Consider the following 11,972-nt stretch of genomic DNA (forward strand, 5'->3'; position numbering starts at 1 on the left):
TTGCAATCATCCATAGATAACGCAGAATTAATAATGGAAATTATAGAGATTGTTCCGAAGTTATTGCAAGCCTCGTCAGTTAATATTTTTTTAACTGGCAAAGCAGGCACAGGGAAAACTACACTATTGCGCAAGATTAAAGAATCTACGCCTAAAAACCATATTGTGGTTTCATTTACAGCAGTAGCCGCACTCAATGCTGGGGGTGTCACCATACATTCCTTTTTCCAAATGCCGTTTGGACCGTTAGTACCTCAAACTGAAAAGGACTATTCCATTACACAAACGACAAAGAGATACAGTCTGGAAAAGTTGGCATTAATTCGCTCACTAGAACTTATTATCGTCGATGAAGTCAGTATGATTAGGGCGGATATGATAGATTTCTTGGACAGAATACTAAAAAAAATACGGCTGAATGGAAGACCGTTCGGGGGAGTGCAACTTCTGTTTATTGGCGACCCACTTCAACTACCTCCAATAAAAGAGAACTGGGATATACTTTCTAAATACTACGCAAGTCCATATTTTTTTGATAGCTTGGCATATAAAAATGCAGTGTTTATCAATATTGAACTACAAAAGGTGTATCGTCAAGATGACCAAATGTTCATAAACTTACTCGATAGTGTCAGAATGAGTTCTATTACACAAGAGTCAATTGATTTACTAAACAGCAAGTGCACAGACCTAGACCTTTCTAAAGATCAACGCTATATCACGATTACTACGCATCACAGGATTGCCAATGCAATCAACCAGTCAAACCTTAATTTTTTGACCGGGGATATCTTCGCTTACAAAGCTACAATAAACGGGGAGTTCCCATCAGATAGTCTTCCTGTTGCTGAGACCATTAAATTAAAAGTTGGAGCAAGGGTAATCATGATCAAAAATGATGATTCTGGCAAAAAACGCTACTATAATGGACGATCCGCCAATGTAGTTCAATTGACTGAAAGCAGTATTAAAGTCAGATTTATTGACGATTCTACCGAATTGGACTTGGAGCAACAAACCTGGCAGAATATCAAATACAGCTTAGGTCAAGCAGAGAAAAAAATACAGGAAAATAACATTGGAAGTTTCAGCCAATACCCCATAAAATTAGCTTGGGCAATAACCGTTCACAAAAGTCAGGGACTTACGTTTGATAATGTAGTGCTGGACATTGCAGATAGCTTTGAAGCTGGACAAGCATACGTCGCATTAAGCCGTTGCCGCTCTTTAAATGGTATCGTTTTGCGACAACCTATATCTCAAAAGTGTGTAATATCTGATCAAACTGCGGTTGAGTTTATGGACAGTATCCATAAACAACAATCTAGCGAAATATCTTTGAGCAACCTTCAAATCAAAGACCAACACCTGATGTTGATCGATTTTTTCGATTTTCAGTTTCTTGAAAGTGTGATAAATGAAATTGAAGTTTTAACAACAAAACTATCTGAAACTCCAATTCTTGGTTCCATCCTCGAGGAGCTATACAGTAAGATTATTAGGCCTGCTAGCAAATTCAACACTAATGAAATTGGCAAACTTGACCCCAAGCTTCCAATCAATGAAAACTCTGAATTTGTTATGAGAATAGAGATGGCATCAACTTATTTCTTAAACCAAATAGAAACTCTGTCTAAAAAACTAAAGACAGTGTACATGCAAACCATTGGAGTAGAAAGCGAACTGCATCAATTAACACATATCCTCAGTGAAGCATTGCACCTACTCAACATAAAATCAGATATTTTCAAAAGTCTAATTATCGCACCAACGGCCTTAACAGAAGCAAGTCTGATCGCCAGAGGAAGTTTGCAAAAGGTTCAGAGTAGCTCAAAGTCCGAAAAAAAAGATGAATGGCAGACCAAATATTCAGTACTTTATGAAATGCTAAACAAATGGAGATTGGAACACAGTTCAAAAAAAGGAATACCTCCACATATTATCATGTCTGAAAAGACATTGCAGCGTATTGCAGAAAAAACACCCAAATCAATTGAAGAATTCGCTAAAATATCTGGTATCAGTAGTGCAAAAGCAGCAGAAATTGGAGAAAGTATAGTCGGAATTGTAAATGCCTATTTCGGAGTTTCTAAATTATTTTAAAACAATATTTTATTTTTTTCTATTATTGTGTTGACATTCAACTCAACATTTATATATTTGTATTATGAATCAGTCATTTGGACAATTATTAAAAAACGTAAGACGTGAAAAAGGTGTTAGTCAACGAGAACTGGCTGACGGTGTAGGTGTTGATTTTTCCTACATCAGCAAGATTGAAAACGATCGGATGCCACCCCCTGCCGCCGATACAATCATCAAGATTGCTAATATTCTTGGAATATCAGAAGAAATTCTATTAGCGAACTCAAAAAAAATAAGTTCAGACATGAGTAACGCCATTAGCTCTAGTGCATCGGCAATTAAATTTATGAATCAAGTGAAACATATGGGACTATCGGACAATGAATGGGATAGATTAACGCAGAGTTTAAAAAAATTAAGGTAATTATGTCAGTATCCCTTTCAAATATCGCCAGCGCAAAACAAAACAAACATCAGGTAAGACCATCAAGTTGGTCGATATCCCGTATGCAGGTTTTGGATGCTTGTCCACGAAAATACTATTACCAGTATTTTGCAGGCAAGAAAGCTGTTGATTCGGAAGGACAAGATAAAGACACCATCAACTTTTTAAAGCAGTTTAGCAACGAACACCTGATTGCTGGAGATATTGTCCACTGGGTCATCAGAGCATACTTTAAGAACCTGATAAAAAAAGACCCATGGGATTTAGCACGTCTTAAAAGCTTCGCTTCGCGAATCCTCAAAGATGGCATCAACTATTCTACTGAACTTAGGGATGGTATCTATAAACCACATAAGTTTATCCCAAGATCAATACAGGAAATCTATTATAAAGAACAGGAACCAAGTATCATCAGTGGTAGGATAAAGCAAAAAATAGATCATCTGCTAGATAACTTTTACAACAGCGAATGCTTTGCATCACTTCGGACGGGTGCCTTGCATCCAGAATCGATGATTGAAAAGAAAATTGGATTTGATTTTCCTGGTGTGCATGTAGATGGTATTGCGGATTTGATCTATCCACAGGATGGGAATTGGATTATCACAGATTGGAAAACTGGTGCAAAAGAAACTGAGGAAACCAGTTTGCAGCTTTTGGTATATGGTTTATGGTTGATTGAACAAAAAGGTATTTCTACAGATCGAATATTGATTTATAAAGCATATTTAAACGAAGCGATTTTAGAGCCACTAGAATTTACTAAGATACACATACAACGTGCTAGAGGTCGTATTATTCAAGACATAGACAGGTTAAAAGAATTAGAAGATTTTGGAAATGAAGGAGTCATAGGAGCATTCACACCATGCAATCAGCAAAATGTCTGCATGCAATGCCCTTTTAAGAAATTTTGCATAATAAATTGAGATGGAAACAAATTTAAAAGAGATCAAATTTGGTCAAGGCCTTAAGGTTAAGGTGAGAAAGTATCAATTAGTCGGCGAAAGCATGGATAAAAACAATGCTGAGAGATTTTGTACAATCATAAGCAGGCATACTGGCATTCCTGCCGCACCATACTTCTCTAATGGCAATTGGAATACGATCATCACTGAATACCGTTTAGATATCAAGAAAAAGAGTTTTCAAATTGATGAATTATTGATTAAGGTTGAACCTGTAGAGGGGACTTTCACTTTCGGTCTAAGCGACACTCAAACAAGGAACAGTATTATAGAACTTTATAAACGTGCATTATTGGCGCAGGTTCTGAAGAAGACTGATTTATGGACTATTCTAGGCATGCCTAGTATATTTTACGAGAAAGATCCATTTCTGAAAAGCGATTTTATAAAGAAATTCAATGTCTCCGATATCCAAGGTTTTAGAAGATTCGAAATAGCTGATCAATATATTGAAGGAATAGGGCTAACATTCGCTGTAAATGTAAGTACTGCTTTTTTTACAAGTTTGACAGTTGACGATTATCATAAAGGCTATGTCGATCGTTTTAACCAGTTAGCAGGACGTCAAAAGGAGCAAAAAGGGACATTGATGTATGATGGACCAAATGGAAGGAGCAAATGCTACTTCAAGCAATATCGATCAGATATGACCCTATCGACTACTGGCGAAATGATCGTGGGAAGTCAGAAATATTCTTCTTTGTACGAATATTACAAGGACGTTGCTCCCAACTACGATATTAAGCCGAACGATAAAGTTGCCTGCGTATCCTTTCCAAACATGAAAGAGAAGCAAGTATTGGTGCCTGCAAATAAGCTAATTTTGCGTGTGATGAACGATGCCCTTGACCGCAAAATGAGTCAACAGGATAAAATCGAGCCGGATGAAAGAACAAAGTTGATAAACAAATTTTGGAGCAAACTCGGAAACATGCCATTTGGCACTAATTTCGCTCACGTTGCCTCAGGCTGCTTTAAGCCAGGTCCCGAACAGTGTGGCATTCTACCCTTAAGTCCTATGACATTTGGTGATAACAGGAAACTGCAACCGCCAAGCGAAATGAAAGATTATGCTTACAAAAAGCATTACGGCAATAGAAAAAATTACCTGCAAAATTTCGGCTGCTTTTATGTACCTGAGACTATGCAACGCGAAATACATTTTGTATATCCAAAGCATATAGATGAGCATTTAGCAGATTTTTTTGCCAAAGAGTGTTGTACAATGATCGAAAAATTGACTATGGTCAAAGTAGAACCGATTGTACAGAGCTATGACCTATATGATCTAATGACTAATGAGCTAGTTAATAGCTATGAGCCAGGAATGGTTGTATTTGCTTTTGATGACCTTGATTCTCTGACATATTTCAACATTAGGTTTGAGCTTAAAGATTGGCAATTGAAACGACTTACTACCCATGAACTAAAACGCAGTCATAAAGGATACAAGGAATATAAAGAAGGATATGCTAGAAATGGTGATAGAGGATTACGAAATTGGGAAGGATTTGTAGAACAAAATGTTTTGGACATTATCCAGCAAATGGGATGTCTTCCGTACATGATCCAACCAAATTTGAATTACGATATGCAACTGGTAATCGATATTAGTGCAAAATCAAAATTTTTAGGGTTGTCGTTGTTTATGTTTGGCAAAACGATGCAGATTCCAATTTATGGAGAAAATATAAAGTCAAAAACAGATTCGAAAAGTGAAGAAATCGCTCGCCCTTTCCTTGAAAGGTATCTTAAGGAACTTATAAGTCAAAATAAAGAAGTAATCCAACGACATAAGCTCAATTCGATGCTTATTTTAAGGGACGGAAAGGATTGTGGTGAAGAATTTAAAGCTATCCAATCGGTAATTGAATGGTTTAAAAAACAAGGACTATTCACTGAAGACTTCAAATATGACTTTATTGAATATCATAAATCGACCTTGAAGCAAATTAAGATATGGGAGAAAAAAGGCCCAAATTACGTTAATTGTCTTGAAGGCTCTTATCTTTTACTCGATAAGGATACTGGTATATTGAATACTACTGGAGCAGGGACACTTCATCAGGGGACTGCATCGCCCCTACTCATCCGTAAAAAGTATACAGAATGCAATCTGGTCAAGGTTCTTGAAGATATATTCAGTACTTCTCAACTGAATTTCTCAAGTCCACGTGTATCTCAACGTTTGACCTATCCGGCTAAACGCACAGATGAACAATTAAAAGACAAAATGGCCCAGGAAATCCTGAGGTTTTAAAATAGATGTTATGGAAACAAGGGAATTAGCATTTCAGAGTTTTGAACGTAATCAAAGCTTGCTCGAGGCGATCAACAAGGTATTGATCCATCTTAAACTAGCAAATAAAGGAATAGATGACAAAATTGAACCAGCTGAAGTAGATCAAGCTAAAGTCTATATTTCTAGTTTTATGAAAAAACTTGAAGAACTTGTCGGTACTGCACAACATAACGGAGATCCGCTGACTGGTATAGACTTGCGTTATAGAAGCTTAGTTCGCAAATATGTAGATGCAAAAAGTAGAAAAGCACAGTTTAAATCAGCACTATTCAAAAACTCTCCAGAAAAGGTAAGGGAATTGATCAGCTCTTCTGATACTGCAGACCAGATTAAGCTTATCGATTCGTTGACAGAGTTTAGAAAACTAATCCAAAGCCACGGCTTATCGGATATTAGGGAACTAATTGGAGATATTTGATGGACATAATATTGCATAGTTCGCTACTAAACTTCAAGCGTGAGCTTCAAGTAGCTTACAACATCGTAAAAAGTAAACCCACACCTATTGAAATTAGCATATTTAAGGAATGGCTCATCAAAGTTTACCAAGATATAGAAACGGATTTGCATCAATTGGAATACCTAATCGGCTTGAAAGAACCAGACTTACACGAAGATGTTTTTAGCAATTTTTCGGCTCTGCTTAATAAATTTCGTTTCATTAGTACCAAATACCTTCCAGCAATTTACCGCAACCACGAAAATGACCTATTATCACTAAAATTGTTAAGCTGGTTGCACGGAGAGCATCCACAAACTAAGGATCAACCATTTTTGATCCAAGATGGTAATTTCTCAATTTTACCTGCTGTAGGATTGCCGATCAGCTACTATTTGCCAGTTGTTTCCCAACATAGCCTGCTCTTTTTACCTTTATTTTTCCATGAAATCGGACATTATTTCTATCAGGCTCACAGTGATGAAATGGATGACCTGGTTAAACAACTACAATCAAAACTTGATGGCATCCTACAACCAGCCTTTCAATCAAATAGTCCGCAGGCTAGAGAACAGGCTGACAAATCCAAGCGTATAGTAGAAACATGGTATGAATGGGCACAAGAACTTTTCTGCGATGCTATCGGACTCGAAATCGGGGGAAGAACCTATCTTAAATCATTTAGTTACTTCCTTCGTATGCAGGGCCAGACAAATCTACAGCTGCCCGAAAAGGATCTCGCAAATAGCAGTCACCCTGTTAGTTGGTTACGAATCAAGTTTTTAATTGACCGTGCACGAAAGCTTGGCTTGGGAAATGATGCAGATGAGCTGGAAAATGAATGGAATACCATTGCGAAAACCTTAAAAATTTCAGAAGAATACTTCGGATACTTTTCTCCTAAATACTATGATTCCATCGTAGAAACCATAGATTGCATGATAGAAGAAGCATCTCCAATCTGCTTCAAGGATTATATGAACAAAGGTAGTGAGTCTACCAACTTCATCGAAACCATACACGATGCTTGGGAAAAATTTGAAAATTCAGCACACGATTTCGATCAATGGGAAAAATCAGCCATTGAAAGAATGATCAAATATGACATCCAGTAAGGTACAATATCTAAGTGTGCGCTTAAGAACTGTATCATAAAGATCCATACAGGTACATTTGTTAATTTTTAAAGAACCTAAAAAATGTTATAGCCCGAAAGGGCCGCCCGATATTTTTTCAATACCAGACAACCCTTGCCAATTCTAAAAACTGCGCTTAATTCGACTCATTTACGCCAATCCTTGCAAAATCATTGCATAAATCAAACTATGCGAAATAATTTCAGCCAGCTATGTAGGCGTATAAAAATTTCAACGTTGTGGATAAAATTATCGGGATAGCCGGCATTTTACTAGTTTTACCCAAAGTAAAAAAGACGCCATGCCCTTAAGCACCAATTCGATCATCCATTATACCAAATACCTGGACAACCTTTTAGGGATCATCAAAGAAGGTTTCGGGATTAAGTACTGCGCAGAGAGACTGAAGGCAGAAAGGTCGACCGCCTCGGCTGCTGCACATCCCATGATCTCCTTCTGCGACATTCCACTGTCCCAGACCCTAAGCCATGTGAATGCGTATGGCCATTATGCCATAGGGCTTTCCAAGGATTGGGCGGTAAAGATGCACGTCAACCCCGTGCTTTACCTGGAAACAAATTCTTCCGTTACCCAGACCCTATCCTCACTTTTAAAAGACAGGCGCAAGGAAACAGGGAACAACCTGACCGAAAAGCAGAAAACAGATATCCTGCGGATAAAGTGCTTCACCAAGAACTATTCCGGTCAGCTCAAACGCAAGGGTATAACGATAAACAACTATAAATTCTATGATGAGCGCGAGTGGAGACTGGTTCCTTCAAAGGAGCAGCTAGGCAAGGCACCCTTTTCTGTTGATTACACCAAGTACAAGAATAAAAAAGACTATTACAACGAAAAGATAAAAGACCTGCGCTTTAATTTCAGCCCTCAGGACATTTCCTATATCATTGTGGCCACCACATCGGAAATACCAAAGGTAATCTCGGCTCTACGCGAACGCTTCGGTAAATCTCTGAAGAGCGATGAGCTGGACCTGCTGTTCAGTAAGATCTGCTCTATCGAACAGATCCACAGCGACTATTGAAAACCGTTACGACCGGATAGGTTGCCAAGATCTTTGTCAGGAAAATTTCCGAACTCCCTGGTATAGCCTACAAGAATACCCTTGTCCTCCAGATAAAAGCTGTTCATTCGCACCATGTCCAGTGGCCTGAGCTGAAGGAAAGCAAAGCGGCTAAATAGCGGCTTGTTGAAATCACCCAAATACCTCGGAAAATCGAGTTCCGGCTGGTATAACCCTGTATCAAATGCCGAAAAAGGCTTTTCCTCCACCAAAAACTCAAACGTGCCGTTTCCTTGGGTCTCAAAGGCCAGCGAGGGAAGCCCAGATTTGGTATTCAGGTTCATTTCCGAGGAAACTTCGACATAACGCCCGCCGATCTCGCAGGGAAAATAATAGCTGTTTCCGGCCATCGCCCTTTTATAGCCTGAACCGTTTTCATAATTCCCATATCGGTCTATTAAAACTGGGATAAAAAAAGTAAAATCCTGGGTCTCATAGGAAAGCTCAGAAGGGAACACCAGTCCCATCTTCTGGTTGCGCAGCACCCAGCTTAGTTGGAATACAGGTAATCTCATTACAATATCTTTTTAATGTCCGAATGGTTCAGCAGCTGCTGCGCCCGTAGCGTTTCAAACTTGTACTGATGGGCATAGTCGATGGTCGCAAATGGTGCAGCAACAACGTCAACCCCGAAAAGGTGGGTAGTCGTCCTGCGCTCAGCGACTAGCCTGCGCCAGAGCTGAAACACTCTTTCCACCCTGTTCAAGCTCAGGATATCCAGCCGTAAGAATGCCTCATCCTCGATGGTTAGCTTTAAAACAGATGGATTGGCCTTATGCCTCCCTCTTGCCAAGGCCGCAGACAGGGCAATCTCACTTCCCACATAAAATCCCCGCCCCAGCTCTCCCCTACCCTTGGTGACATCGATTTTGCCCGGTGGGCCGATCATTGCCGAGGCCGAGGCCTGCTCGGTTCCGTGATAGACTACCATAGCTTAAATTCCATCATTGTTATCGTTCACAACACTCATCACCGCCATCATCTCCTTAAAATAAATTTTAAAATATTCCGGATCGTTCAGCACAATGAACTGGAGCAGTACATCCACCATGTGCAGCACCTGTACCAGACATTTCTTGTAGGTCTGTATATCAAGGTCAGCATCCGAGAGCACAAACTCGTGCATCTTGGGGCTGTAGTGCTGGTACTGGCTCAAATATTTGAAAAGCCCGGTCAGCGCTTGGGCAAGGTTGGGCTCCCGCTGCGCAATAAAATCCAGCTTCTTCGCCTCGGTAATAAAGCCCGCACCATTGGTATCCTTCAATAGCTCCTTGAATACAGGATGGGAGGTTTCCCGCAGCTTCTTGTTGTTCTTCATCAACCCATTCTCGAAAAGTTCGGGATTTTCAGCAATGATCTCCTGTCGGAAATCCCCAATCTTGGGAGGTGGCTCATTCAGCATTTCATGGATATACGCTAAATGCGCATTGTCCGCATCGATTCCCTTGGTGCTGCCCGAGAGGAACTCCTTGTACAGAATACTCAGCTCGTTGGCAAGGGACACCTGCATGGCATCATCCTTCAGCACAAATCCGCTCAGATAAAACATACTGATCAGGTCATCGATGATGCTCCTGTAGATCAAATTGACACTGGTCTTGAACCGGTAATCCTCTTTTAGCTTTGCAAGCAGGTCATTGGCCGCCTCCATGTTCAGCCGAACCTTCACCGCCAGTTCTACGAAACAGTAACAGTTCCTCAACTGGTCTACGCCATTGGTCGCCACCAAAAACTCCCTTAAAAAATCCAGCAGATGGTTTTGCTTGTGGATCAGCCTGTCCACTTCAAGATCAGCTGCACTAACCTGCCTGGGTGGAAAATGTTCGGTATTGTAGCTCATAAGGGCGTTTTAAAAAGTTTAATTTGTTCAACTAAAGCTAAAGTAACCATTTCTACAGAATTATGATTTATATTTATTTTATGTAGTTTTACTAAAAACATTCCCAATTGCCGAAAGAAATGAACAAACCCTATCTTAACAGAGGGTTTGAACAGAACTCGACTAAAAACGCACTTATGCCCAAACCATTCATCTTTGTCCTGATGCCCTTCGATTCCTCTTTCGATGACACCTATAAACTTGGCATCAAAGAGACCTGCGAATCCCTAAACGCATATTGCGAGCGCCTAGACGAACAAATATTCGAAGAAAACATGCTCGACAGGATTTACAACCAGATCAACAAGGCAGACATCATCATATCCGACCTGAGCGGAAAGAACGCCAATGTATTTTACGAAACCGGGTACGCCCATGCCTTGAACAAAAAAGTAATCTTGCTCACTAGTTCCGTGGACGATATCCCCTTTGACCTGAAGCACCGCTCCCACATCATTTACAACAAAAGCATCGTTACCTTAAAACAGGAACTGAAAAAAAGGATCGAATGGTTCCTGTCCAACCCAAGGGAAACCGTGCTGCCAAATGAAGATAGCATTGAACTGTACATTAGCGGTCAGAAATTGGTGCCAGGACTTGGGCTGACCATCACCGAAACTCTGTACGAAACTTATTCCTATGCCCTGCAACACTCTTCGCCAATACCCATCAAAATCGATATATACAACAATTCCAACGAACTTTTCTTATCGCCTTTCAAGATCGGGATCATTGTTGAACAGTATGACTTTGTTAAGGGAAATGACCAGATCAGAACCATTCAGATTGCTGAGAACAGCTATCTGCACGAAACCACAGAATTCAGCAAACAGTATCCGCACGCTTGGGACTCGGTTGAGCTAGTGATTGCCTCTAAAGGAAATGGCAACCTGAAAGAAAACCCGATATCGCTAACCATTCGCTTATTTTATGAATTTGGCATACGGGACATCCCGATCCAATTAAAATTCGAGAAAGAAGAATACAAGGAAAATATGTTTTAAGTTAGCGTATCCGATCGCTGTCATTCCAGCATGGATTTATAAACATACAAACCAAAAATGAGCAAAACAGAAATCGAAAAATCGGCCTACCACGAAGCCGGACATATCGTATTCGCCTACCTACATGGTTATAGATGCGTAGGAGTATTCATAAAACCCAATGGAAGCGGCACAACAGGACTGAATTACGGCACAGATAAGGAACTGATACAGGCGATACAGGTAAACGTAACCAATTCAGCCCCCTACAACTTACTCCCGATTGACCAGAAGCGAAGAACCTCTGAAGTTGGAGTCAAAATGCTTGAAATCACCCTAGCTGGGGAGATTACCGAAACCATATTAATGGATGAAGGAAAAATCGATCCCAAATCGTCAATCGCCCTGCAAGGACCCGATCTGGATGATGTTTTAGCGGTGGAACAGCTCTTTAAGGACCTTAAGTTTCATAACGACCCACATTTCATAGCACGGCATACCAAGGCGGTACAAGCAAAAATCGAAATGCTAAATCTCTGGCCAGTGATAGAGGCACTCGCGAATTCCATTCTCACCGAGCCGGATAATATGCTGGAGCAGCAGGATATCGAGGACGTCTTTTCAAGCACTGGCTTTCAATACTAACCAAGC

Annotated in this window: 12 protein-coding genes; 9 read left to right on the forward strand and 3 right to left on the reverse strand. The window is 40.1% G+C overall.

Translation table 11 applies throughout. The features are described 5' to 3' along the window. Positions 1-33 precede the first annotated feature (33 nt). The 7 genes from AC1RJ8_RS19110 to AC1RJ8_RS19140 all read left to right on the forward strand — a co-directional run bounded on the left by AC1RJ8_RS19110 (position 34) and on the right by AC1RJ8_RS19140 (position 8,420). Positions 34-2,103 (forward strand): HRDC domain-containing protein, encoded by a 2,070-nt coding sequence (locus AC1RJ8_RS19110; protein ID WP_492955151.1) that lies wholly within the window; start codon positions 34-36, stop codon positions 2,101-2,103. A gap of 64 nt (positions 2,104-2,167) precedes the next feature. Further along, positions 2,168-2,509, forward strand: coding sequence for a helix-turn-helix domain-containing protein (locus AC1RJ8_RS19115; RefSeq protein ID WP_492955150.1), 342 nt, complete (start codon positions 2,168-2,170; stop codon positions 2,507-2,509). Between the two features lie 2 nt (positions 2,510-2,511). Further along, on the forward strand, positions 2,512-3,459 hold the full coding sequence (locus AC1RJ8_RS19120) for a RecB family exonuclease (protein ID WP_492955149.1): 948 nt from the start codon (positions 2,512-2,514) through the stop codon (positions 3,457-3,459). Between the two features lies 1 nt (position 3,460). Further along, on the forward strand, positions 3,461-5,758 hold the full coding sequence (locus AC1RJ8_RS19125; RefSeq protein ID WP_492955148.1) for an argonaute/piwi family protein: 2,298 nt from the start codon (positions 3,461-3,463) through the stop codon (positions 5,756-5,758). 10 nt (positions 5,759-5,768) lie between these two features. Continuing rightward, entirely contained in the window at positions 5,769-6,218 is a 450-nt protein-coding gene (locus AC1RJ8_RS19130) for a hypothetical protein (RefSeq protein WP_492955147.1), read from the forward strand. After that, positions 6,218-7,354, forward strand: a complete 1,137-nt coding sequence (locus AC1RJ8_RS19135; RefSeq protein WP_492955146.1) for a hypothetical protein — start codon at positions 6,218-6,220, stop codon at positions 7,352-7,354. Before AC1RJ8_RS19130 ends, AC1RJ8_RS19135 begins: the two co-directional genes overlap by 1 nt. Before the next feature lie 322 nt (positions 7,355-7,676). Beyond that, the gene (locus AC1RJ8_RS19140; RefSeq protein WP_492955145.1) at positions 7,677-8,420 is read left to right on the forward strand and encodes an abortive infection system antitoxin AbiGi family protein; all 744 of its coding nucleotides are present in this window, start codon (positions 7,677-7,679) and stop codon (positions 8,418-8,420) included. Here AC1RJ8_RS19140 and AC1RJ8_RS19145 read toward each other — a convergent pair. The 3 genes from AC1RJ8_RS19145 to AC1RJ8_RS19155 are packed head-to-tail and all read right to left on the reverse strand — an operon-like array spanning position 8,414 to position 10,299. Continuing rightward, a complete protein-coding gene (locus AC1RJ8_RS19145) occupies positions 8,414-8,974 on the reverse strand; it encodes a hypothetical protein (protein WP_492955144.1) in 561 nt (186 codons plus the stop codon). The two genes, AC1RJ8_RS19140 and AC1RJ8_RS19145, sit on opposite strands and share 7 nt — an antisense overlap. After that, positions 8,974-9,390 (reverse strand): hypothetical protein, encoded by a 417-nt coding sequence (locus AC1RJ8_RS19150; RefSeq protein WP_492955143.1) that lies wholly within the window; start codon positions 9,388-9,390, stop codon positions 8,974-8,976. The genes AC1RJ8_RS19145 and AC1RJ8_RS19150 overlap by 1 nt, the downstream gene beginning before the upstream one ends. A gap of 3 nt (positions 9,391-9,393) precedes the next feature. Beyond that, entirely contained in the window at positions 9,394-10,299 is a 906-nt protein-coding gene (locus AC1RJ8_RS19155) for a hypothetical protein (protein WP_492955142.1), read from the reverse strand. A gap of 176 nt (positions 10,300-10,475) precedes the next feature. On the opposite strand from AC1RJ8_RS19155, the gene AC1RJ8_RS19160 reads away from it, so the two are divergent. Both AC1RJ8_RS19160 and AC1RJ8_RS19165 read left to right on the forward strand, forming a co-directional pair. Then, positions 10,476-11,342 carry a hypothetical protein gene (locus AC1RJ8_RS19160; protein WP_492955141.1) on the forward strand — a complete coding sequence of 289 codons (867 nt, stop codon included), beginning with the start codon at positions 10,476-10,478 and terminating at the stop codon, positions 11,340-11,342. A 57-nt stretch (positions 11,343-11,399) separates the two neighbouring features. Next, positions 11,400-11,966 carry a hypothetical protein gene (locus tag AC1RJ8_RS19165; RefSeq protein WP_492955140.1) on the forward strand — a complete coding sequence of 189 codons (567 nt, stop codon included), beginning with the start codon at positions 11,400-11,402 and terminating at the stop codon, positions 11,964-11,966. Positions 11,967-11,972 lie beyond the last annotated feature (6 nt).

The sequence above is a fragment of the Pedobacter sp. GW822-FHT03F06 genome (assembly GCF_058801365.1).